Genomic DNA, 25,178 nt, shown 5'->3' with positions numbered 1-25,178 from the left:
GGCACATGGTTAATAAACAACGTATTATTGATGAATTTATTGAATTGGTGAAAGTGGATTCGGAGACGAAATATGAAAGAAATATTGCAAATGTTTTAAGGGAGAAATTTGAAGCCCTTGGAGTAAAGGTTAAAGAAGACGACACAATGTCTGTTACAGGGCATGGCGCTGGAAATCTCATTTGTACTCTAGAGGGTACAACAGATGGAGATCCAATTTACTTTACTTCTCACATGGACACAGTTGTTCCAGGAGTTGGAATTACCCCTGTTGTGGAGAACGGATACATAAAGTCTGATGGCAGCACAATTTTGGGGGCAGACGATAAAGCCGGAATAGCAGCCATGCTTGAAGCTATCCGTGTATTAAAAGAAAATAATATTGCACACGCTAGTATCCAATTTATCATTACAGTTGGTGAAGAATCAGGTCTAGTTGGCGCTAAAGCGTTAGATGAAAAAGATTTAATTGCAAAATACGGTTATGCATTAGACAGTGATGGCAAAGTGGGGACGATTATTGTTGCTGCACCTACCCAGTCTAAAGTGAAAGCCATCGTTTACGGAAAAACAGCACATGCTGGTGTAGCTCCAGAGAAGGGAGTTTCTGCCATTACTGTAGCTTCTAAAGCAATAGCTCGTATGCCATTAGGGAGAATTGACGAGGAAACAACAGCAAATATAGGTCGCTTTGAAGGTGGAACCCAAACGAATATCGTTTGTGATCGAGTAGATATTTTAGCAGAAGCACGCTCATTGGTAGCAGAAAAAATGGAGGCGCAGGTAGCAGCTATGAAAACAGCCTTTGAAGATGCTGCTGCAGAAATGGGTGGAAGTGTCGATCTAGATATACAATTAATGTATCCAGGATTCAAACACGAGGATGGGGACCATGTAGTGGAAATGGCAAAAGAGGCTGTCAAATCCATCGATAGAGAACCAAAACTTCTTCACAGTGGTGGTGGAAGTGACGCTAATGTTATCGCTGGATTTGGTATTCCAACGGTAAATCTAGGAATCGGCTATGAGGAAATTCATACAACGAATGAGAAACTACCTATTGAAGAGCTTGTAAAAACAGCAGAGTTAGTTTTAGCACTTATTAAAAAAGCTGTAAAATAGTAATAGAGTCTGTTCAAAACTCCCATGTCTTTATAGACACCAGATAAATGAAAACTATTTTTGACTGGGCTAAATTTGGGAGTTGATTTACGCTTCAGGCACTCCAATTACGCCTAAGAGCAGCCCACGTCCTGTGGGCAACGGCGTAATGTCGCCATCCTGGCTCCGCGGGCAACGCTTCAGCCTCCTCGGGCCATGTCTCTTCCTCTGCGAGTATTGCTCTGTAGCTGCATCCGTCGAGACAACTCGGAGCGTATTCAAGCGGCATCACGCGTGATGCCTCTCTGAAGTGTCGCTCGTCCCTGCGGTGTCTTCAGCCGTTGCTTTTCCCGTAGGAAAGAGCGTTGCTTCGTCGAATATTCATCGATTTGTCTCGACGGATTCGCTTCGAAGCTTTGCTAGTAGAGGAAGAGACAGCTCGTGCCTTTCGCTTCAATCAACTTCTTTTGAAAATAAACAATGTATTAAAACATAGTTTTCGTATAAAAAGGGGCTGTTTTTCCCGTTTGAACAGACTTTGAACGCGCTCTAATAATAAAAATGCTCCGGACCGCATCCGGAGCATTTTTTATTAATCTTTAAAATGGAAAATTTTCAATTGAGAAGGTCTTTTACAATACGATTTATGGCGAATTATGGTAAAGTAGTAGAAGAGTGGCAAAGAGTAGTAGAGGATGTGAGGAGATGACAGTAAAGTCCAATTACCATTTATTAATCAATTATATCAGGGGAATGTCTAAAGTATTAGAGGAAGAGTGGCAATCCAATGCAAAAGATATTGGATTAACCCTTGCTGAGCAGCATGTTATGTGGATTGTTAACTCTAAGGAGAAAATATCCGTAACTGATATTGCAAAAATAGGCCTATGGGATCGTTCCACTGTGATGCAAATTATTAAACGCCTTCAAGAAAAAGACCTTATATATATGACGAAAAATAAAAAAGATTTACGAGTTACCTTTATTGCATTAACAAAGGAAGGAAAAGCGAAGCGTGATGAATCACAGCAGAAAACATATAAATTCTTTGAGTTTATTGAAGACTATCAAAAAAACAATAAAGAATTTATGGAAGAATTCCTCCGTTTTTATAGGGAGTTTAATCGTCATTTCCATGGGGAAGAGTTCGTGGAATGGGTAGAAGAAACAACAAAAAACTATAAAGATCTATAAAAAAACACCAACAATCGAATGTTATGTTAAAATATACTTACTAACGTTCGGAAATCACTTGATTTTCTTCCTGATCCTCTGGTAAGATGAAAAGCGGTCAAAGAAATTAAAACAGGGAGAGGATCCAAAGTGGCCAAATATGATGTCATTGTTGTAGGTATGGGACCTGCTGGAATTTTTACTGTATATGAATTAACGAAGCAGCAGCCGGACTTAAAGGTTCTGTTTATTGATAAAGGGCATGCTATCCACCAGCGGAGATGCCCAATAAATGAAAAGAAAATTGAAAAATGTCCGCCGCCAGCTGGGCGTAAGGAATTTACCGGATGTTTGCCTGCATGCTCTATCACGAGTGGATTTGGGGGAGCAGGAGCTTACTCTGATGGTAAATTTAATATTACAACAGCTTTTGGAGGCTGGATGCAAGATTACCTTCCACCGTCCAAAGTGTTAGAGTTAATTAAATATGTGGATGAAATTAACCTTGCCCATGGAGCGCCTGTAGAATGTACTGATCCAAACACAGAAGAGGTTCGGAACATAGAAAAACGGGGGATGGGTGCAGGTTTAAAACTTCTTCGTGCGAATGTTCGTCATTTAGGTACAGAGGTTAACCTGCAAATATTAACAAGCATTTATAAATACTTAGAGGAACGTGCTGAATTCCGTCACCGTACAGAAGTGGAAGATATTATTACAGAAAAAACAGATGACGGTAGTTTACGAGTTACTGGCGTTCGTTTGAAAAAAAAGGCAGAGGAAATCTACGCAGATCAAGTTGTTATTGTACCGGGACGTGACGGTTCTGAATGGTTAGGAAGTTTATTGAAAAAACGTGGTTACCGTATGGTAAATAATCAAGTGGATATTGGTGTTCGTGTGGAAACATCCGATGTCATTATGGAAGAGATTAATAAGCATCTATATGAAGCTAAGTTTGTATATAACACATCTGTTGGGACAAGAGTACGTACATTCTGTTCCAACCCTTCTGGTCATGTTGTTGTGGAAAATCATAGCGGTGTTATGACAGCCAATGGCCATGCATACAAAGACCCTAACTTGGGAAGTGAGAATACTAACTTTGCATTACTAGTTTCTCACACATTTACGGATCCATTTGATAAGCCGAACTTATATGCAAAAGAAATTTCTGAACGTGCAAATGATTTATCCAGCGGATCTATCATCGTTCAGAAATATGGTGATATATTAAAAGGAAGAAGATCTACGAAGAAACGTATTGATGAAGGTTTCTTAGAGCCAACCTTAAAAGAAGCTGTTCCAGGGGACCTTGGTCTTGTATTACCATATAATACAATGAAGAGTTTAATAGAAATGATGGAAGCACTAGACAAGGTAACACCAGGTATTGCATCAGAACATACTTTGTTTTACGGAGTTGAAGCGAAATTCTATTCGGCAAGACCTGTTTTGACAGATGAATTTGAAACCCAAGTTTCTGGGTTGTTTGCCGGTGGAGACGGTGGTGGAGTAACACGTGGACTTGCACAGGCAGGGGCAAACGGGGTACACATAGCAAGGGCTATTTTAAAGCGCCGTGCTGCTACAGTAAAAACAGAGAAGGAGCCCGCAGCATCCTATTGAAGGATGCCTACGGGCTCAAGTTTTCCAAACTCTAAGGATTCAAGAATCATTTCCTCGGAATAACCTATTTTGGATGAAATTTCTTTTAATGTAGGAGAAGGCCATTCGTTTTGTGCATATAGGGACACCGCTTCAACAGTAAGAAGTAAAACTAGATTGTAGGTGGTCTCCTTTCGGAAATTGTCCGACATATTAATCGACCGCCTTTCCACCTTTTAGTATATTTAATCATATCACAGATTAGGGTTGGTTAAATTAAATAAATATTAAAAATTATAAAAAAATGTGAAACACTAGAACTCTTCTAGTGTTTTTCTTTTGTATATCTGCAAAAGTTTTTTGTAAAAGGCTCCTCGCACATAAATTGTTGTTTTAAATAGCTCGAAGGAGTGAAAGGCGGCGACTCCAGCGGGAAAAGCAATAGCTGAAGACACCGCAGGGACGAGCGATACTTCACGAGTATGCTACGAGTTGTCTCGACGGATGCAGCTACAGAGCAATACACGCAGAGGAAGAGACATGGCCGAGGAGGCTGAAGCATTGCCCGCGGAAAGCGTCCGCCTGTAACGGATTTGAGCGAAATTAACAATCTTTTAATAAAAAGCCTTCAAAAAATCATTTATTTGATTTTTTACTTTGGGGGATGCATGATATTTTTATAGGAGTGGAGGTGCTTTGGAATGGGCAGGGGTAAATTAACTGGTACTACAGGGAAAGGAAGAATAATTTTCCACGTCGACATGAACAGCTTTTATGCTTCTGTAGAAGCGGCCTATGATCCTTCCTTAAGGGGAAAGCCTTTAGCTATAGCTGGAAATGCAGAAGCTAGAAGGGGTATCGTTGTAACAGCAAGCTATGAAGCTCGTGCCAAAGGAGTAAAGGCTCCAATGCCATTATGGGAAGCACTGAAGAAATGTCCTAACCTTGTTGTAAGGGAACCTAATTTTGATCGCTATCGTACAGCATCAAAAAGGATGTTTGAGCTTTTGTATGAATATACGCCATTGGTGGAGCCTGTTTCAATTGACGAAGGATACATGGATGTGACCAATGTTAGTAAAGGACGATCTGCTGTACCGTTGGCAAAAGAAATCCAGCAACGGTTGTTAACCGAGCTGAACCTTCCGTGTAGTATAGGTGTTGCTCCCAATAAATTTTTGGCTAAAATGGCCAGTGACATGAAAAAGCCCATGGGGATTACTGTTCTCCGGAAGCGGGAAATCAAAGAGAAACTATGGGGGCTCCCTGTCATTGAGATGCACGGTGTTGGTAAAAAAACAGCAGAAAAGCTTAAGAAGTACGGCATATATACTATTGAAGAAATTGCTAACGCGGATCCGGTAATGCTCCAGGGCAAGTTTGGTATTTGGGGACTTCGTATGCACGAGCGGGCAAACGGAATGGACAGGAGTCCCGTTGATCCAAGTTCTGTTGAAGAATTTAAGAGTATTGGAAACTCTACTACTTTGCCAAAGGATGTAACGGATGTTGCGGAGCTCCGGAAAGTAATGATGAATTTAGCTGATTCCGTAGGACGCCGGGTTCGTAGTAAACAGGTTTATGCCGGAAATATTCAATTAACAATCCGCTACTCCGATTGGAAGACCATTACTCGTAGTAGTAAATTAGCCTATCCTATTAATTCCCATAAGGGTATATTTGAAGCTGCATGGTCCCTTTGGGAGAAACATTGGACAGGAGAGCCTGTACGTTTACTAGGTATATCAGCTATGGACTTAGTGGAAAAGGGGTACGCTCATAAACAATTAGATTTATTTCATTATGCTGATGATGTAAAGGAAGAAAAGCTCAGCAGTGTAGTAGATGAGCTTAAAAATAAATTTGGAGAAAATATCTTGTTAAAGGGTCTTCAACTAGGGAAGGATCAGGATCGAAGCGCTCAACTGCGAGATAAGCAAAAACGGGGAACAAGCTTAGAAAAAGACTTTTTACGGGACGGACTTTTTAAAAGAGAGGAATAGTAAATTCGTTTTCATACTCAATCTAATCTAAATTCTGCCGATATATAGATTAAAGAATTAGATTGGAGTGTTCGTCTTGGAGATTCAGGGACAACTTTTACATAGAAAAGAGAATACAAGTGAGCGTCAAGCTAATTTGCGTGAAGGGGATATATATCGGGCAAAAATTGACTCGAGAACTTCCCATCATGAGGCAGTAATTTCCATTAGGGGGCAAGCTGTGAAAGCCACCTTCTCTGGAACCCTGCCAGAAAATGACCGGATCATGGTTAAAGTGGAACAACAAACGAGAGATGGAATAAGAGTTACGTCTATAGAAGGGGAATCTCGCCACAATAAACTGCAAACTCGTTCATCGGAAAATCAAATAGATAGAACACTAAGTAGATTAGACCAGCGGCAAATAACAACTGAACTTAGACAAGCTACACAACAGTTTTTGGACCGTGATGTTTTCCTTACTAGAGAATCGGTAAGGGAGCTTAACCGTTTTTTACATCACGGAAAAGGAACATTAGATCAGCGATTAGATACCGTTCAAGCCCTAGCAAATAAAGGGGTAGAACCAACAACAGCCAATTTACAAGCAGTACACGAAGCATTACATGGCAAGTCACTGGAAAATCATATTCGACAGATAAGTCAAAGTGACGTTAAGGAATCTATACGTGAAATATTACAATCGGATGTTAAATCTGCTGGACGTCAATGGAATAAATTAAACCTACCACAAAATAATGGACAAAATAAATTTCATAGTAATACACCAGCGAACCAATCACGTTTTTCGGCATGGCAACAAACGATAGCAAATGAAGCTAACCTCCAACTTGCTATTGAAAAAATTCGCTCGGAAGTTTCTAACCAAGGGCTGCCTCAGGACATTCTACAGCAGCTTCATCAAGGTCTAGAGCAAGCATATGATTTTTTACAAAAGGGAAGGGAATTGAAAGCGCGTCAAGAGTTGACACAAATAATACTGGCAGCACAAAGAAATATGCCACAGTCAACAGCCCCTGTCACTACTGGAGAGCAGCTTCCACAAGAAGTACTGCAATATATTACGAACCAAATTATGCAGTCGGGGAATGTTCCATCCAAAGATATTTTAATTACAGAGGTAACGGAACGCTTAGCAAAGGCTACTGATGAATTTAAGGCCTTTCAAAGGGATGTTACGAACCAGCTTTCGAGGATACAAATACTTATTCAGCAGTTGAAAAGTCAAGGGGTTCAACAAACAAAACCAATGTTAGAAACGGTCATTCGTCAGTTAGACCAAGCACTCTTGAAAAACAACTGGCTCCTATTCACAGATATGAAGACAGAAAAAAATGTATTAGAAGCTAGCAGCATGCTAGCTAAGGCAAAGAAACACTTAACACAGGGACAACATGAACAAGCAAGGCAAATAATTCGTGAAGTTCAGCAAACCATAGATAAGCTGATGTATAAACCGACTAATCAGAGGGTGCAGCATTTTATTTCTAGAGAGGTATCTTGGTTAGAGTCAAAAGCTCCAGCTCATAGGTTAACACAGGAATTTGATAACACTGCGAGAACCTTGACTCATAACGACGGATCAGGGCGGCAGGTATTAGAAGGTTTTCGTTCACTAGGTATAAACCGTGAACCTGAGCTTGCACAACTGTTAGCCAATGGTAAAGGGCATGAAGCAGTGGATCAGCAGCGAAATGTAAGGACAGTGTTACTGCAAATGCTTCGAGGGGAAGAAGATAGTGGGAGACAGCAGCAGCTTCAGCAAGCATTACAAAATTTATCTGGACAACAATTAATGGCCAAAATAGATCACCAACAAAACATGCAAATGCTCATGCTTCAGTTACCTATCCTCATAAAGGGACAGGCAGAGAATCTACAAGTGTTTGTTAATTCCAGAAATGACGGTGAGAAACTAGATTGGGAAAACTGCAGCTTGTATTTTTTAATGGAAACAAAAAAAATGGGGGAAGTAGGGATACTCGTAAAGGTTTCCGAAAGGGCACTAAATATCACGTTGAAAAACGATGACCCAACATTCCAATCAAAGATGGAGCCTATTGCCCATAAATATGTGGATAAATTAAAGGATATTGGTTTTCAATTTCAGGGCTTACATTTTGCTCCGATTACGGAAGAGCAGGGTTCTCATGAAGTATCTAAACAAGAGAATGGTCATAAGGAATTAAAGCCAACGATGACAAAGAAAGGGTTTGACTATAAAATATGATGGTTTCCAAGCATTTCAATTATATAAAACGGAAAGAAATGAATGGTCCTTCTGCTGCAGTAATCCGATATGATGAATCTTCTGGGGAAGAGCCAAAAGTCATTGCCCAAGGGAAAGGCTATGTAGCGGAAAAAATACTGGCACTGGCAAAGGAACATGATATACCAATGGAAGAGGATGCGGGCTTGTTAGAAAATCTTTTGGATATGGACTTAGGGGATAATATTCCGCCGCAACTATATGGGGTTATGGCGGAAATTCTATTATTAATCGAAGAAATGGAGAGAAACTATTAAAATACTTCATTTGGAGACCGATAAATGTAGTAGGAACATGGACGTGAATATGACTAACCTCAAGATTTTTACAAGGATGTAGTAGGTAATCTTGATGGATGGGGGAGAAGAAATGATCACTAACGAGACACTGCATAAAAAGACACCACAACAGATCACTGCACTACTGTATGAAGCATGTCTGAATAATTTAGAAGATGCAAAAGCCGCTATTTTAGTAAAGGATCAAGTAAAAGCGAACGCTCATTTACAAAAATGCAATGATATTTTAAGGCGTCTTGGTGCAGGAATTAATTATGAAGCAGGAATTATCGCTGATCAATTAGATGCCGTATATAACTATATGGCGGACAAAATTATTGAAGCAAACTATAAAAAGGATATTCCATTAATTGACGAAGTTATTACACAAATGGAGGCTATTAAGTCTGCGTGGCAGCAGGCAATGGTAGACAACATCGATCGTCAACCAAAATCATTTAGACAAAAAACAAATGCCTACGAACAAACAGCAGTATATGAAGACTAGTAAAGGGAAGTGACACTGTGAAAATCAATAATAATATTCAAGCACTAAATGCTTATAGAAACCTATATCAAAACCAATTTAATACATCGAAAAACTTAGAAAAGCTTTCTTCTGGCTTACGAATTAATAGAGCGGCAGATGATGCTGCAGGTCTTGCTATTTCTGAGAAGATGCGTTCACAAATTCGTGGTCTCAAGCAAGCAGAGCGAAACGCTTTAGATGGTATTTCTTTAATGCAAACATCTGAGGGTGCAATGCAAGAGGTGCACGCTATGTTGCAGCGGATGAGAGAACTTGCCGTCCAAGCAGCAAATGATACAAACACAGAATATGACCGTGAGCAAATTCAAAAGGAAATTGACCAATTGAAGCTAGAGATTGATAGTATATCAGATAAAACAGAGTTCAATACCCGTAAATTGTTAGACGGAAACAGTGCAGTATTAACTTCCATTTCATCTGAAAATAATAATAATGCTAACATTGTAGGACTTCCAACGGTATTGGATGCTCGTATTGGAAGTGGAGTTTACCACTTGGAGGTAAGTGGTAAAGAGGAAGTTGTTGAAATAAAACAACCGAATGCAGGTATAACGAAAGCAGATGACATTGAGTTAGCTGGGGAAGAAAATAAATTTTATCCGCAGGCATTTGGGGAATATACGATTAATGTTAGAAATTATACCATCAATAAGGTTGACCCTGATAATGAAGAGACCTGGCAGCACAATGCCGTTGTTCAAGTAATCGGACCAGATGGCCTTCCCTTAGAGGAGCTTTCTATACCTGTAAATCAATCGGCAGGAGACAACAAGGAATCTATTGGTGGACTATTAATTGATGCTTCAAAAATTAAATATGCCGGTACAGTAAAAGTATCTGTAGAACAAAAAGCAACTTTCTCTATTTCCAGTGGTGAGGGTGAAGATAAGAAGTTAGTTACTGCTGAGAAAACAATGACAACGAGAAACGGGGTAATTCGCCACGGTGGAATGGAATTTAAATTTAATAATGAAATTGATAATGCTGAAACAACCTTTTCTGTTACGAATAATTCATTAGCATTTCAAATCGGTCCAAATACAAATCAACAGGTAATGATTGATATTCCTAGAATGGACGTGGTTACTTTAGGGATTGAGAATGTAGACGTGACTACAACGGATGGAGCTAATAGGGCGATTTATCAATTAGATCAGGCCATTAATCATATTTCTGAGGCTCGTGCAAAATTAGGGGCAACGCAAAATCGAATGGAGCACACAATTAATAATTTACAAATTACTCATGAAAATTTAACAGCTTCTGAATCTCGTATTCGAGACGCTGATATGGCCTTAGAAATGACAGAGTTTACTAGAAACAATATATTGAACCAGTCTGCTACAGCGATGCTTGCTCAAGCGAACCAATTACCACAAGGGGTACTACAATTACTACAATAAATGAGAAGAGGGTGACTCAAGGTATGTCTTTAACTTGGAGATACCCTTTTTTTGATAGTGCACATGGAACAATAAAAAAAGCTGGGTAAAAAAAATTGTTTGTAGTTTCAGGCATGTTTTTTATAATAAAAATAGTATTAAAAATAAGGAGCAATTATAATGGATGTCCAAAGAGTAGGAAGAGCCGGAATAAACCGTATAGACCAGAAGAATAAAGGTACAGAAGTCAAAGTATCTTTTCAAGAGATAATGCAAAAAGGAAGAGAAAACCAAGCTTATGAACGTTTAGGACAATTGCTTCAGAAAATTGATGACCAGGGAAAAGCTTTAGCTGAATCAAGGACCGTTGAGGAACTTCGTAAATATAAGCAATTGGTAAAGGAATTTATGGACGATGCCATAAAACTTGGTCTCAGTCTAGAAGAGCAAAAAGGTTTTAACCGTAGGGGGAGAACAAAAGTATACAAAATTGTTAAAGAAGTAGACCGTAAACTCTTAGATCTTACTGACGCCGTATTAAAAGAACAGAGAAAAGGGCTTGATATTTTAAATATGGTAGGTGAGATTAAAGGGCTCTTAGTTAATATATATGCTTAATAATAAAATGGGTTTACAAAGTGACATTTTATCCAATCCTACTAAAGGAAAAATAACTGGGTGCTTCGGCACCCATTTCTATTTTCATTTAGTGGGAGGAAAGAAAGATGCTGAAAAAAATAATACCGGCTTTTGAATGGTTACCTAATTATAATAAAGTGGACTTAAGGGGAGACTTAACAGCCGGTTTGATTGTAGCAATTATGCTTATACCTCAAGGGATGGCGTATGCCATGCTAGCGGGACTACCGCCAGTTATGGGACTTTATGCTTCCACAGTACCTTTACTTATTTATGCTATGTTTGGAACATCACCACATCTGGCTGTAGGACCTGTGGCCTTGGTTTCCTTACTTGTAATAGCTGGGGTTTCTTCCATAGCTGAGGTGGGAACGAACGAATATGTTTCTTTAGCAATACTTCTTATGTTAATGGTTGGTATTATTCAATTTTTAATGGGAGTTTTGAAATTAGGATTTTTAGTTAACTTTTTGTCTCATGTTGTCATTAGTGGATTTATTTCTGCCGCCTCAATAATCATTGCATTCAGTCAAACAAAACACCTTCTTGGGGTGAATTTGTCTGCAGATAAGAACGTTTTTTTTATTTTATGGGAATCGTTAATTAGGATTTCTGAAATCAACCTATTTACATTTACTCTCGGAATTACAAGTATCCTTACCATTATTCTATTTAAAAGGTACTTTCCTACCGTTCCGGCTCCTTTAGTAGTTGTGGTATTAAGTATTCTCATTGTCTATAATCTACAATTACACCAAAAAGGAGTTAATATTGTGGGAGATGTCCCACATGGAATGCCAGCAATAAGCATGCCAAACATAAGTATGGAATTATTTTTTGCACTTCTCCCAACAGCTTTGACTATTTCATTTGTTGGATTTATGGAGTCCATAGCTATGGCAAAGGTAATTGCATTAAAAGGTAAGTATAAAATTGAACCTAATAAGGAACTTATTGGATTAGGTCTAGCAAATATAGGAGGTTCTTTTTTCTCCGGTTACCCCGTAACAGGAGGGGTTTCCAGGTCTGCTGTAAACTATCAATCTGGTGCGAAAACACCACTGGCAACAATGATAACAGCGGTGATCATTTTCCTTACTTTATTATTCTTTACTGATCTTCTTTATTACTTGCTAATTGTTACTTTAGCAGCAATAATTATGGTTGCGGTCTTTAGTCTAATTGATCTAAGAGAAGCCACGTATTTATTTAAAAACAGGAAAATAGATGGATCTATTTGGATTTTAACATTCCTAGCTACCTTGATATTTGGCATTGTGGAAGGAGTTGTTGCCGGTATTGTTTATTCCCTACTTGTATTCATTTGTAAGAGTTCTTATCTAAATTTACGTGAATGGATGGTAAGAAAGGAGTTACGAAAAAGCAGAAATAAAGTGGACCATACTTGACTATAGGGCTTTTAACTTATGACTCCTTGTATATAAGCAGTAGTATATAATAGAAAGCAGGGGGAGAAGCAATTGATTAAAAAAAATTGGCACATAATTATAGTTGCAATAATTTTATTGGGCGTTGTTGGTTATAAGTTTTCTTTATCCATAGGTATTGAACATATTAGTATAGAAGAACTTGCCCAAATGCTGGAAAAAGAGGACACAGAAAATATATTTTTTGTTGATGTAAGAGAAGTACAGGAATTTAATGAAGGGTATATTGAAGGCATGGTAAACATACCACTAAGTGTGTTTGAAGAAGAGTATAATAAAATTCCACGGAATAAAAATGTCGTCATTTTTTGCCGCAGTGGTAACCGAAGCATACAAGCTGCAAACATTTTAAAGGAGAAAGGATACAATAATTTAACTAATGTAACAGGTGGGATGTTAGAGTGGAATGGAGAAGTAAAAGATAAACGAAGTGATCAAAGGTAAGCGTGTCTTTTGGTCACTTTTTATTTAATCAAGATTAAGGACGTAAAAACTTCACGGTAAAAACGATTACTTTCTAGGTCAAATTACCTAAATAAGGCTCTTCCTTAAATTTAAACGAATAAAATAATATGGACTGAAATAAAGAAAATAAAACGAATAATTTTAGGGGCTAGTAATTAGGCTTCGTTTATCATTAATAGCTTAATTTTTAAATATGTTTTTTAAAAAGGGTGGAGGGGAAGAACAAGTGGTAAGAAATTTAATCGAGAAAACCTATTACAAGACTCTTTTACAAGAAGGGGAAAAAAGACACCCTATTCAAGTATTAGGGGATGCATTTTTCGAGGAACATAAAAAAGCGGTAGCGGATTTATCTCATATAAGATTTTCTCAAGGAGAAATTTACTTTCATAATAAGGACTACGAGGCTGCAATTAACAAATGGGAAAATGTTAATGGCGAATTAGAGCCTTGGGCGAAAAAGAATGTGGGGGACGCTTATTATGAGTTAGAGTGGCTCATTGAAGCTGAAAAGAAATATAAGTCGGTTAACACGAATAATAAGACATTATCTGTGGAAACTGCCCTTCAGTTATTCTCCCTCTATAGAGACCGGGAAATGGTAGAGAAAGCTTATACATATATTAAAAAAGCTATTTCTTTAGACCGTGATTATTCGAATGTGATGGATATTGCCAAAGTCTTCTACGAGGAGCAGCAAGATTGGGAAAATTTAATAGAGCTAGTGGTTGGAGAAGCAATGCGAACAAAAACAAAGAAATGGTTCGATATATTAATAGATTGTATTGAGAAGGGTTATAGTAAAACCTTTGCTCCAGATTATTATGTCCAGTTATTAAACATTTGGCTTAAAACTGATGAAAGTCAATTTGTTAAGTTTATTGTTTCCTTATGGAAGAGCTACAGAAGTGAAGAATATTTTTTAACAATGGTAAATCTCCTTAACGAATTTTTAATAAGATCGGAAGTCAAATCAAACGATTCTCGCAAAGAAATAGCTTCCTTATATAAACAATGCTATCAAGAGTTATTATCAGGAAGGTATTTAGTAAAAGATATACAAATGATAATTCCTAACCTTTTGGCAGTATGGCTTAAAATGGAGCAAAAGGCTCTCTATCCTTCAGCGGCAGTCATTGCCTGGAATGAAATTTTTCCTTCGTCCTTTGATTATCCAATATTTAAAGAAGCAGAAAAAAATGTCTTTCACTATGAAAGTAAAGGGGTATCCTTAGAAGAGATAAAGGAGTTGATGGAAACCCTTTTCACTTGGGCACAAATTAATAAGCTAGATATTGGTTTAAAGTCACGTTGGTATTCTTTAAAAATAGTTAATTTAGAAAAGAAACATCTTTTTGTTAGCGGATTAGAGGATAGTGGGGTTTCTTCGGTAATTAACGGACTACTTCAAGAAAATTTATTGGATGAAAAAATAGTTTCAGCATGTATTTCTTCAAATGATGAAATAGCATTGAGGGAGATTTCGGATCAAGGTATTAATTCACTTTCCGATTTAGAAAATATAACGGAGAATACAATGGTTGACGTGAATTGGAAATCAAAATTTTTACAACAGCTAGATTATTCCCTTTTATATACACCAGTAATTAATAATGAAAGCTTGGAGAAAGAGGATGTGTGGAACAATTTAAACGTTGCAGACGGTGTTCTTATTGTTCTAGATGCTTATAAACCCATTACAGAAGAGGAAATGAGATTGTTAGTCAAGTTACAGGAACAAGCCAATCAAGTGCCCATTTATTTTGTTGTTAATAATATAGATAGTGCTTTTCGTGATGTAGAAGCTAATAAGTTCATAGATTCTAAAGAAATTAAATTACGGGAGTTTTTTAGTAATACGAAAGTCTATCCTTATTCTTCTTTAAATCCAAATAACAACCAGGACTTAGTAGATTTTATTCAATCCAACTTCTCGAATAAAGTTAAAGCAGAAGAGAAAGACAGGGCGTCAAAATTACTTCAATTCATTCGTAAAACACTTACAGAAATATTAAATAAGCGTATTACGAAAGGGAATTTCTTAAATGATAAAGTTACCTTTAATGAGGATGTATTAGAACGGTTGAACGGTTTACTCAACCAATTGAAGGACACAAAGGATGAAAAGGAACAGATAATTATCAATGAATATCATTTAATGAAAGAAGAGGTAAAGGATGAAATAAAAGAAAATGTTCCTAAATTAATACGGGAATGCTCCGAAGAAATTACAGAGGAAAGTGACTTTAAAACAATTCATGAGAAGTTGAACTCTAGGATGAATGAAAAGCTTTCAACGTATTTCATAAGTGAACTAATTCCTAAATTCCATAAATCTTTACAAATATGGATAGGGTCATTAAAAGAAGATCTACATGATGTCCAAAATAACCTTAATGAAATGGGTAAAACATTTAATACATTAGATGAAAGTAATAAAATGGAGTTGAAATGTGATTTTCAAATAATTAACGATTGGCAGAGAGATATAAACCGAATGTTATCTAGGATAGAACTAGAAGAGGAGAATATTTTAAACCGTACGAAACCAACACAAATACTATTAAAGAGTGCAGGTTTACTGCTAGGTTCAATACAACAAAATAAAGGGTTACTATGTAGTCAATATAAAAAATATATCGAGAATAGTAACTATGATGAAATTGCAGTTTCCATGATAAGTAAATATTTATTTGAATTTGACCTATTTGAAAAGACATTAAAAACAGACTTAGCTATTTTCTTCGATGCCCCTATTAGCGAATTAGATAAATATATTCATAAGGTCATAAAAGAAATAGAAAATACGAAAAAAGCTTTACTTCATATGAATGAAAAACCAGAGATTTTCTATGATCCTTTAAAACTTTTTGAAGTAAGGTTATTACAGTGTGAAATTATCAAAAATTCAATCGAGGAAATACCTTTAGCATCTGTACTTTTACCAAAAGAATAATTGTTTCTCTTCCTGGCACCGTCTAAGTAGACGGTGTTCTTTTATTAGGCTCTTTTTGCATAGATTGCTCCTGCTATTACTCGTCAATGAAAGAGTGTTGTTGCTTTTCCCGCTGGAGTCACCCTTTAGCTCCTCCAAGCTTTTTTAATAAAGCAACAAAGTTTCGAAAACAATCTTTTATTAAAACTTCATCTCAAGAAGAGTTAACCAAAATAATGGTAAAACATTTTTGTTGATATACCTAGGGTGGGTATAGTAATATTGACATTGTGGTTAAAGTGTATATGTTTTTTGCAATATTATTGATTATGTAAATTAGTCAAATGATTGAAATATACCCCCATATATTAACAGGAGGGATTTGAAATGAGTAATCAAGAAACGACGTTAAAAATATCAGGAATGAGCTGTGCTGCGTGTGCTACACGCATTGAAAAGGGGCTCTCAAGAATGGATGGAGTCGAAGAGGCAAGTGTTAACTTTGCTCTCGAACGTTCAAAGGTAGTCTACGACCCATCAAAAACAAAGGTAAAGGATTTTGAAGATAAAATTGAAAAATTAGGCTTTAAAGTTGTCAATGAAAAAGTAGAGTTCGATGTTGCAGGAATGACCTGTGCTGCATGTGCTAATCGAATTGAAAAACGGTTAAGTAAAATGGAAGGTGTATCTTCAGCAAATGTTAATTTTGCATTAGAAACCTTGAAAGTAGAGTATGATGATAGTCTAGTTACCAATATCGATATGATAGAGGCTACGAAGAAAATGGGCTTTAAATTAAGTTCGAAGGAAATGGCTCAAGAAAATATTGATCATAAAGAAAAGGAAATCGAAAAGCAATACGGAAAATTTCTCTTAGCTTCCATTCTAACATTACCGTTATTATGGACGATGGTTACTCACTTTGAAATTACTTCTTTCTTATATATGCCAGACATGTTTATGAATCCATGGGTCCAGTTAGCTCTAGCAACACCAGTACAATTTGTGGTAGGAGCACAGTTTTACGTTGGTGCTTATAAAGCATTGAAAAACAAAAGTGCCAACATGGACGTATTAGTTGCTTTAGGGACAAGCGCTGCTTATTTTTATAGCATTTATTTAGGTTGGTCATGGATGCAAGCAGGAAGTCAAGGTATGCCTGAGTTATACTTTGAAGCAGCAGCAGTTATTATAACATTGGTTGTATTAGGTAAGTTATTTGAAGTACGGGCAAAGAGCAGAACAAGTCAAGCTATTCAGAAGTTGTTAGGACTACAAGCAAAGACAGCAAGTGTTATTCGTAACGGAATAGAAATGATAGTTCCAATTGATGAAGTCATTGCTGGAGATGTTGTTATTGTTAAACCAGGAGAGAAAGTACCTGTGGATGGAGAGGTATTGGAAGGGCGTTCGGCAGTAGATGAATCCATGATTACTGGGGAAAGTATTCCAATTGATAAGTCCCAAGGGGACCATGTTATTGGTGCTACCATTAATAAAAACGGATTATTAAAAGTGAAGGCAACAAAGGTAGGTAAAGATACGGCTTTAGCACAAATTGTAAAAATTGTAGAAGAAGCTCAAGGATCCAAAGCGGATATTCAAAGAATGGTAGATAAAGTATCGGGGATCTTTGTTCCAGTGGTGGTTGTTTTTGCTATTTTAACTTTTGCAACCTGGTATTTTATTGTAACACCTGGAGACCTTCGTTCTGCATTAATTCCAATGATTTCGATTTTAGTAATTGCTTGTCCTTGTGCGTTAGGCTTGGCAACTCCAACTTCTATTATGGCAGGGTCAGGTAGAGCCGCAGAAATGGGCCTACTATTTAAAGGTGGGGAGCATTTAGAAAATACTCAATCCATTCAAACTGTTATTTTAGATAAGACTGGAACAGTAACGAAGGGCGAGCCAGAATTAACAGATGTTTCTGTTGCAGACACGTTCTCTGAAGGAGAAATACTTCACTTAGTTGGCTCTGCTGAAAAGAATTCAGAGCATCCGTTAGCCCAGGCTATTGTGGATGGAGTAAAGGCAAAAGGAATTGAACTCGAAGATCCTAGTGATTTTGAAGCAATTCCTGGACATGGTATTCGTGCTATTGTAGCTGGTAAAGAAATTTTGGTTGGTACAAGAAAGTTAATGCGGAAGTATTCTATTTCAATGGAAAATGCTGAGGCTTATATGGAGGATTTAGAAAATCAAGGAAAAACAGCCATGCTAATTGCTGTTGATAATAAATTTGCTGGTGTAGTGGCTGTTGCTGATACAGTAAAAGAGACGTCTAAAGATGCGATTCAGCGGATGCAACAGTTAGGATTAGAGGTAATCATGCTAACTGGAGATAATCAAAGAACTGCTGAAGCGATTGCTAAGGACGTTGGCTTAACAAAAGTGATTGCAGAGGTATTACCTGAGCAAAAAAGTGCAGAAGTGGAAAAACTTCAAAAGCAAGGAAAGAAAGTGGCTATGGTGGGGGATGGAATTAACGATGCTCCAGCATTAGCAGTAGCTGATATTGGAATGGCGATTGGAACAGGAACAGATGTGGCTATTGAAGCTGCTGATATTACTCTCATGCGTGGAGATTTAAATAGTGTGGCCGATGCTATCATCATGAGTCGTAAAACAATGAAAAATATTAAGCAAAACTTATTTTTCGCATTTGTTTATAATACGTCTGCCATCCCAATTGCTGCTATTGGATTATTAGCACCTTGGGTTGCCGGGGCAGCAATGGCCTTTAGCTCCGTTTCTGTTGTTCTAAACGCACTAAGGCTACAAAAAATAAAGCTTGTAAAATAAGGGGGAATAGAATATGACCGGTGTAAAGGCGTGGGTAATCTCTGGTTTTGTTTATCTAGCCCTCGTAATCGCAGGGTATAGTTTAATTACTGGAGCAAATCCACTAGCAAGTGGTGAAATGCATCACGTAGATCATCAAGAAGATAATCACGGTAAAGGTCACGGGCACAATGACCATTCTTATCATCCAAATGATTCCGAAGTATTAACAGAGGTATCTTATAAAGATGGAAAGCTAGTTGTCAGCGTTAAGGATATAGAAGGAACAGTACTTGAACTTCGTGAAACTCACGAGAGATTGATGCATATTATTGTTGTAAGTGACGATTTAGAGGAGTACTACCATTTTCACCCAGTTGAAGTTGGCGAAGGTATATTTGAAGTTGATGCTTCACTTGAAGGTGGCCATTACTTTGTATTCGTTGATATCGTACCTAAGGGGAAAGAATACGTTACTTATCCCATCACCTTAGAGATAGGTGATCACTCCCATGAAGATATGGTATCACCAAACCTAATGGCAGATGACAATTTGCTGCAAACAGTTAATGGAAAAGAAGTGGAGCTTGTTTACTCAAACTTAACTGCAGGAGAGCATGTGACACTTGCTTTTGATTTAAAAGATGATACCCCCCTTCCGTACTTAGGGGCATTAGGACATGTTGTTATCATCGATGAACGTATAGAGCAATTTATTCATGTACACCCAATATCACATGATGAAACCATTTTTGATGCACACTTTCCATCTCCTGGGAAATATAAACTATGGGCAGAATTTAAATTTGAAGAAACTGGTGTACTGGTATTCCCTTTTGTTATAGAAGTAGAATAAGACAATCGGATATTAGGTGAATGGGTGATAACTATTTCGCCCATTCTTTTATTTATGCTGTATTTAAATAGTGGAGATTGATAATAACTTTAAGTAGGGATTGTTTTTGGGAATTGGAGGTATAAACTAGTGGTGAGAAAATATAGTACAATGATTTTATTTATCATATTAATCACATTAAGTGCATGCTCACAAGGAAATAACGAGGTCGATTCGTTTACACATGTTCATGGTCTTTCCTATGACTTAAGTGAGCCTCACGATTTGTATTTAGGAACCCATTACGGTGTATTTTCCATAGATAGTGATTTAAATTGGGTATGGAAAGGAACCGAAGAAACGAGACATGACCTTATGGGCTTTACTTTTATAGAAGAAGGCAGGATGATATCCAGTGGTCACCCAAATGCTCAGTCAGACTTAATGGATCCTGTCGGTATAATAATAAGTGAAGACAAAGGTGAAACATGGGAACCTATTGCATTACATGGTGAAGTGGACTTCCATGTTTTAGAGGTAAATGCCAGTGAGTCGGGAATAATATATGGACTTGATGCTGGTGGAAAAGGGTTACATCTCTCTCAGGATTCTGGTTATAATTGGGATTTAGTAATCAGTGACATTCCAATAAATTATGGTAACACCTTTTCGATAGTATCTGATCCAATATCCCCTAATCGTTTATTAGCGGGGACTCAGTACGGAATATTCAAATCAGAGGACAGCGGAGAGACATGGGAATTAATTCAGGATAGTTCAACTATTTTCAGTGCAAAAGGTGCATATGGGCAATCTGGAACTGTTGTTGCCTATTTTTTAGGAGAAGATGAGGGATTAATGATTACAGAAGATTTTGGCCAATCTTGGCTACCTTTAAATCTTCAATTAATTGATGATGCCGTAGTGCATATAGCTATTCATCCTGTTAAAGAAGGGACTTTTTCTGTGGGGACAGTGGAAGAGGATATTTACCAAACGATAGACAATGGTGCAAACTGGATAAAGATCGCAGACTCCGGAGTGCCAATAACAGACTAAGCAATAATAGATTAAATAGAATAAAAGAGACTTATTTTACAAAACAGCTCCATTTGGAGCTGTTTTTTTAAACGACTAAGTTTTTAATTGAGTAAGTTTTATATAAAAATTATGGAAATAGTAACAAAAGGTTCACAATTATTTCTCTTAACCACATTATTTTTTAATTCAATTTTGTTAAAATATAAATATACCCCCTTGCGGTATGTGATTAGAATGCTTTTGATCCATTAATTTTTAAAGGGGAATTTAAAAATATCTTTTATACCCTATTTATTTATTTTAGGAGGAACAGGAAATGGATAAGCGGACGGAAGTGTTTTCGGTAAACGGCATGACATGTGCCTCTTGTGTAAGGAGAGTAGAAAAAGTAGTTCAAAAGCTTGATGGTATTTATTCTGTTAGTGTAAATTTAGCAACTAATCAAGCTCAAGTGCAATTTGATCCATCTTTAGTTAAGGATAAGGATATTATTGAAAAGATTAATAAAATTGGGTTTGAAGCGAAACTAAAAAGAGAAAGCCCAGCATCGAAATACTTTTTTTCTGTCAAGGGAATGACGTGTGCTTCCTGTGTCAACCGAGTGGAAAAGGTTATTCATAAAATAGATGGAGTTGAAAGTGCAACAGTAAATCTAGCATCTAACCAAGCGCAAGTAGAAACTGCGGATCCATCCTTCGATCCACAAAAAGTCATAGATAACGTTACTAAATTAGGATACGACACTGCATTATTAGAAGAAACTCAAGGGAATGACGAGGATGAACAGGAAAAGGAGACTTCCAAGCTAAAGAGAGATTTTACCTATGGGGCTATCGTTACAACAATCGTCTTAATCGGAAGCATCCCTCATATGATGCATGAATGGGGGACTTGGGTACCAGATTTTTTATCTAATCCATTATTACTATTAATTTTAACAAGTTATGTACAGCTAGTTCCAGGTTGGAGATTCTATAAAAACAGTTTTAAGGTGTTAAGAAATAAATCGGCAGATATGAATGTTTTAGTAGCGATGGGGACGACGTCTGCTTGGGTGTATAGTGGTGCTTTAACCCTTTTCCCTGAATCATTGACTGCCATGGGTTTCCCTAACCAGTTATATTACGATGTTACAACTGTAATTACAACGTTGATTCTTTTAGGTCGATATTTTGAGGCGAAGGCAAAGGGGAAATCTTCTAATGCTATTAAAAAACTAATGAGTTTACAGGCGAAAACAGCGCGAGTTATAAGAAATGGAGAAGAATTAGATATCCCTATGAAAAAAGTGATGGTAGGAGATGAGATCATCGTTCGCCCTGGTGAAAGAATACCTGTAGATGGTGTGGTAGTGAAAGGAAAATCATCCGTAGACGAATCCATGCTTACAGGTGAATCTATTCCAGTTGAAAAGGGAATAGACGATGAGGTTATCGGTGCAACTATCAATAAGTCAGGAAGCTTTACTTTCCGAGCTACGAAAGTTGGAAAGGAAACTGCGCTAGCGCAAATTATTCGACTTGTAAATGAAGCCCAAGGCTCTAAGGCGCCAATTCAACGAATTGTAGATGTTATTTCAGCCTATTTTGTTCCAACTGTCGTAATGATCGCCACCATTTCAGCTATCGTTTGGTACTTTATTGGTCCTGAACCAACTGTTATTTTTGCCTTAACAACCTTTATTGCTGTACTCATTATAGCTTGTCCTTGTGCCTTAGGCTTGGCTACACCTACAGCAATCATGGTGGGGACGGAAAAAGGGGCAGAAAACGGTGTTTTAATTAAGGATGCCTCGAGCCTAGAAAAAGCTCACAAAGTTACAACGGTTGTTTTAGATAAAACTGGAACAATTACGGAAGGTAAACCGAAATTAACAGATATTGTATTAACCTCTTCTATGTCTGAGGAGGAGGTATTGACATTTGCAGCGTCGGTGGAGACGGCTTCGGAGCATCCTTTAGGGGAGGCCATTGTCCATGCTGCTAAAGATAAAGGTTTACAATTAATTGAGCCAAAGAATTTCAGTTCTATTACAGGTCATGGAATCGAAGCTTCTATAGATAATAAAGTAATATTAATAGGAAACATGAAGTTAATGAAAGAAAGAAACATTGATTTAAACGAAGCAGTACCGAAAGTAGAAGGATTAGCAAACCAAGGGAAAACACCGATGTACGTAGCTGTAGATGGTATTTGTGCGGGTATTGTTGCAGTTGCAGATACACTAAAAAAAGATTCTGTCCGTGCCATTAAAGAAATGAAGAAAATGGGTCTTGAAGTGGTTATGATCACTGGAGACCACTTCAAGACCGCGGAGGCAATTGCCAAGGAAACTGGAGTTGATCGCTTTATTGCAGAGGTGTTACCGGAAGATAAGGCAAAAGAAGTGAAAAAGCTTCAAGGAGAAGATAAAGTTGTAGCAATGGTAGGGGATGGAATTAATGACGCTCCTGCCCTTGCCCAAGCAGATGTGGGAATCGCTATTGGTACGGGTACAGATGTAGCAATGGAAACGGCAAATATTACCCTTATGCGAGGGGATATTATGAGTGTTGTAACGGCATTACGTTTATCTAAGTCAACCATGAGGATGATTTGGCAGAACCTCGGTTGGGCATTTGGATATAATATTGTGTTAATTCCTGTTGCTGCAGGGATGCTTTATCCAATGTTTGGTTTATTATTAAATCCAATGCTTGCAGGTGCTGCAATGGCATTTAGTTCTGTATCTGTTGTTCTCAATACACTGCGCTTAAGAAAGTTTAAATCTATTTATTAAAATGCCTAACCTCTTTTTAGAGGGGAGCCCCCCATACAAATACAATTTGCACCATGAAGTATGAAAATATAAGTTTTTATTGCAGTTGGTGTGAGCGGAAGCCCACGAGAAGCCGACTGTCTCTTCCTCTGTAAGTCTATGCTTCGTAGCGGATCCGTCGAGACAACTCGTAGCTTACTCAAGTGGCATTACGCGTGATGCCTCTCTGAAGTAAACGCTTGTTCCTGTGGGATAATTGACCTAGCCGAGACCCCTCAGCGACGAGCATAGCATCATGAATTCGCTGCAAGTTGTCTCGACGGATGCTGCTACGAAGCGATACTAGCAAATATTTTTGCGACGAGTAATCGCAGGAGCAGAGGAAGAGACAGCAGAAGTCGCGAGGAGGCTTGGCAGGTCACCCACGGAAAGTGAGCGGACCGTAGCGAATGACAACCTGATTTGTATTTTTGCGGTAGGGATTTTATAATTCGATAAAGATTTTCATACGTATTGGTTGATCTGACTTTGTAGCCTTAAGGAAAGGAGCGAGTGTGGAAGATAGGCAGTTCCATCGTAAACATAATCCATTCCTTGTAACTTGGCAGGAATTTTCTTGGAAGTATAATAGCCTTCGCTTAAGAATATGGGAACAACAATTAGTTTTCTAAGGCCTTCCCCACTAACAACATTCGCCTTATCCAAAATGGAATCAGGAAGTATTGTACCGTAGTCAGCCTTTATAAACTCAAACCTCTTTTTAAAATAATCGCACATTTCCTGTAGCGTGTTTTGCTAAATTGCTTCATAGTCTGGTTTATCACTACCGTGTGCCACAAGGAGAAGTCCTTCCTCATCAGGTACTAGGGATAATGCTTTAATTCGGTTTTATTCAAGAATAAATGGATGAGAGTCCATTGCCTTTCCCCAGATGATTTGAGATTTAGGGAAGATTCGAGACAGCTTTGTATCTAAAAGAGAATCCTCTGAAAGCCCTAAAGCAAATCGGATATCCGCAAGATGTGTACTACCCGACGATACGAAGAATGGAATGGTAGTTATCTGTTGTTCAGAAGTTTGGCTTAACATATATCATCACCTTCACTTTATTATACTTGCATAAGATTCCACTCTTCAGATGCCTTTTCCGAATACCATGCAAGCTTTTCCCGTAAACGAACTACTTCACCAACGATGATAATGGCTGGAGATTTAAATTGGGCTACGGCTACCTTTTGAACGATATTACCTAAATTTCCGACCAGTGTCTCCTGTTTTTCCATTGTCCCCCAACGTACTAGAGCTACTGGTGTATGAACAGAACGACCATGGCGGATGAGATTCTCTTGAATCATCCCTAAGTTCCCTACACCCATATAAAAGACGAGGGTATCTACAGAAGTGGAAAGTTTCTCCCATTCAATGCCCTTATTGATCTTGTCTGTTCGTTTATGGCCAGTAATAAAAGCACAGGAAGAACTGAAGTCACGATGAGTTAAAGGAATACCAGCATAGGTTGCTGCACCAATTCCAGAGGTGATTCCAGGTACCATTTCAAATGGCACACCATATTCCACACAATATTCTGCTTCTTCACCAACCCTACCAAAAATACTAGGATCACCGCCTTTAAGGCGTACAACTATCTTACCTTTAAGGGCATACTCCACTAAGATTTCATTAATCTTCTCCTGTGGAATAATGTGCCGATCCGGTAATTTACCACAATAGATGAGCTTTGAATTCCGATCAGCATAGCCCAGCAACTCTTTACTTACAAGGCGGTCATATACAATTACATCGGCCTTCATAATGGCTTTCATCCCTTTAATCGTTATTAATTCAGGGTCTCCTGGACCTGCTCCAACTAGAATTACTTTTCCTATCTTCATCGTATAACTCCTTTCTAT

General features: G+C 37.8%; 20 protein-coding genes. 16 read left to right on the top strand and 4 right to left on the bottom strand.

Annotation, left to right across the window (positions count from 1 at the left end; translation table 11 throughout):
- Nucleotides 1–5: 5 nt before the first annotated feature.
- The 3 genes from J2S74_RS17715 (at nt 6) to J2S74_RS17705 (ending at nt 3,902) form a co-directional block, all read left to right on the top strand.
- Nucleotides 6–1,121, top strand: coding sequence for a M20/M25/M40 family metallo-hydrolase (locus J2S74_RS17715; RefSeq protein WP_307328000.1), 1,116 nt, complete (start codon nt 6–8; stop codon nt 1,119–1,121).
- A gap of 684 nt (nt 1,122–1,805) precedes the next feature.
- Nucleotides 1,806–2,294, top strand: coding sequence for a MarR family winged helix-turn-helix transcriptional regulator (locus J2S74_RS17710; RefSeq protein WP_307327997.1), 489 nt, complete (start codon nt 1,806–1,808; stop codon nt 2,292–2,294).
- Nucleotides 2,295–2,453: 159 nt separating this feature from the next.
- A complete protein-coding gene (locus J2S74_RS17705) occupies nt 2,454–3,902 on the top strand; it encodes an NAD(P)/FAD-dependent oxidoreductase (protein ID WP_307328192.1) in 1,449 nt (482 codons plus the stop codon).
- Here the strand turns inward: J2S74_RS17705 and J2S74_RS17700 are convergent.
- Nucleotides 3,896–4,093: a hypothetical protein gene (locus tag J2S74_RS17700; RefSeq protein WP_307327994.1), complete on the bottom strand. Its 198-nt coding sequence runs from the start codon at nt 4,091–4,093 to the stop codon at nt 3,896–3,898. The genes J2S74_RS17705 and J2S74_RS17700 overlap by 7 nt on opposite strands.
- A 489-nt stretch (nt 4,094–4,582) precedes the next feature.
- Here J2S74_RS17700 and J2S74_RS17695 point away from each other — a divergent pair, with 489 nt between their 5' ends.
- The 13 genes from J2S74_RS17695 (at nt 4,583) to J2S74_RS17635 (ending at nt 23,289) form a co-directional block, all read left to right on the top strand.
- Nucleotides 4,583–5,884 carry a DNA polymerase IV gene (locus tag J2S74_RS17695; protein WP_307327991.1) on the top strand — a complete coding sequence of 434 codons (1,302 nt, stop codon included), beginning with the start codon at nt 4,583–4,585 and terminating at the stop codon, nt 5,882–5,884.
- 76 nt (nt 5,885–5,960) lie between these two features.
- Nucleotides 5,961–8,114, top strand: coding sequence for a hypothetical protein (locus J2S74_RS17690; RefSeq protein ID WP_307327988.1), 2,154 nt, complete (start codon nt 5,961–5,963; stop codon nt 8,112–8,114).
- The gene (locus J2S74_RS17685; protein ID WP_307327986.1) at nt 8,111–8,410 is read left to right on the top strand and encodes an EscU/YscU/HrcU family type III secretion system export apparatus switch protein; all 300 of its coding nucleotides are present in this window, start codon (nt 8,111–8,113) and stop codon (nt 8,408–8,410) included. Before J2S74_RS17690 ends, J2S74_RS17685 begins: the two co-directional genes overlap by 4 nt.
- Nucleotides 8,411–8,522: 112 nt before the next feature.
- On the top strand, nt 8,523–8,939 hold the full coding sequence (fliS, locus tag J2S74_RS17680; RefSeq protein ID WP_307327983.1) for a flagellar export chaperone FliS: 417 nt from the start codon (nt 8,523–8,525) through the stop codon (nt 8,937–8,939).
- 17 nt (nt 8,940–8,956) lie between these two features.
- Nucleotides 8,957–10,384 (top strand): flagellin N-terminal helical domain-containing protein, encoded by a 1,428-nt coding sequence (locus J2S74_RS17675; protein WP_307327980.1) that lies wholly within the window; start codon nt 8,957–8,959, stop codon nt 10,382–10,384.
- A 159-nt stretch (nt 10,385–10,543) separates the two neighbouring features.
- Complete coding sequence (locus J2S74_RS17670; RefSeq protein ID WP_307327977.1) at nt 10,544–10,981, top strand: YaaR family protein; 438 nt, start codon at nt 10,544–10,546, stop codon at nt 10,979–10,981.
- Between the two features lie 107 nt (nt 10,982–11,088).
- Nucleotides 11,089–12,411 (top strand): SulP family inorganic anion transporter, encoded by a 1,323-nt coding sequence (locus tag J2S74_RS17665; protein ID WP_307327975.1) that lies wholly within the window; start codon nt 11,089–11,091, stop codon nt 12,409–12,411.
- 72 nt (nt 12,412–12,483) lie between these two features.
- Nucleotides 12,484–12,894 carry a rhodanese-like domain-containing protein gene (locus J2S74_RS17660; RefSeq protein ID WP_307327972.1) on the top strand — a complete coding sequence of 137 codons (411 nt, stop codon included), beginning with the start codon at nt 12,484–12,486 and terminating at the stop codon, nt 12,892–12,894.
- A 247-nt stretch (nt 12,895–13,141) separates the two neighbouring features.
- Entirely contained in the window at nt 13,142–15,871 is a 2,730-nt protein-coding gene (locus J2S74_RS17655; RefSeq protein ID WP_307327970.1) for a hypothetical protein, read from the top strand.
- Nucleotides 15,872–16,237: 366 nt separating this feature from the next.
- Complete coding sequence (locus J2S74_RS17650) at nt 16,238–18,655, top strand: heavy metal translocating P-type ATPase (protein WP_307327968.1); 2,418 nt, start codon at nt 16,238–16,240, stop codon at nt 18,653–18,655.
- Between the two features lie 13 nt (nt 18,656–18,668).
- Entirely contained in the window at nt 18,669–19,490 is an 822-nt protein-coding gene (locus J2S74_RS17645; RefSeq protein ID WP_307327965.1) for a DUF8832 domain-containing protein, read from the top strand.
- Between the two features lie 129 nt (nt 19,491–19,619).
- Nucleotides 19,620–20,528: a F510_1955 family glycosylhydrolase gene (locus J2S74_RS17640; protein WP_307327962.1), complete on the top strand. Its 909-nt coding sequence runs from the start codon at nt 19,620–19,622 to the stop codon at nt 20,526–20,528.
- 298 nt (nt 20,529–20,826) lie between these two features.
- On the top strand, nt 20,827–23,289 hold the full coding sequence (locus J2S74_RS17635; protein WP_307327959.1) for a heavy metal translocating P-type ATPase: 2,463 nt from the start codon (nt 20,827–20,829) through the stop codon (nt 23,287–23,289).
- Nucleotides 23,290–23,772: 483 nt separating this feature from the next.
- Here the strand turns inward: J2S74_RS17635 and J2S74_RS17630 are convergent, their stop codons facing one another.
- From J2S74_RS17630 to cobA, 3 genes are all read right to left on the bottom strand, one after another.
- Complete coding sequence (locus tag J2S74_RS17630; protein WP_307327957.1) at nt 23,773–24,045, bottom strand: CbiX/SirB N-terminal domain-containing protein; 273 nt, start codon at nt 24,043–24,045, stop codon at nt 23,773–23,775.
- Nucleotides 24,046–24,156: 111 nt separating this feature from the next.
- Complete coding sequence (locus J2S74_RS17625; RefSeq protein WP_307327955.1) at nt 24,157–24,357, bottom strand: hypothetical protein; 201 nt, start codon at nt 24,355–24,357, stop codon at nt 24,157–24,159.
- Nucleotides 24,358–24,377: 20 nt separating this feature from the next.
- Nucleotides 24,378–25,160 carry a uroporphyrinogen-III C-methyltransferase gene (cobA, locus tag J2S74_RS17620; protein WP_307327952.1) on the bottom strand — a complete coding sequence of 261 codons (783 nt, stop codon included), beginning with the start codon at nt 25,158–25,160 and terminating at the stop codon, nt 24,378–24,380.
- Nucleotides 25,161–25,178: the final 18 nt, after the last annotated feature.

Origin of the sequence: Evansella vedderi, from assembly GCF_030813435.1 — a bacterium.
Taxonomy (GTDB): domain Bacteria; phylum Bacillota; class Bacilli; order Bacillales; family Salisediminibacteriaceae; genus Evansella; species Evansella vedderi.
This window is presented reverse-complemented; position numbering and strand designations above follow the sequence as displayed.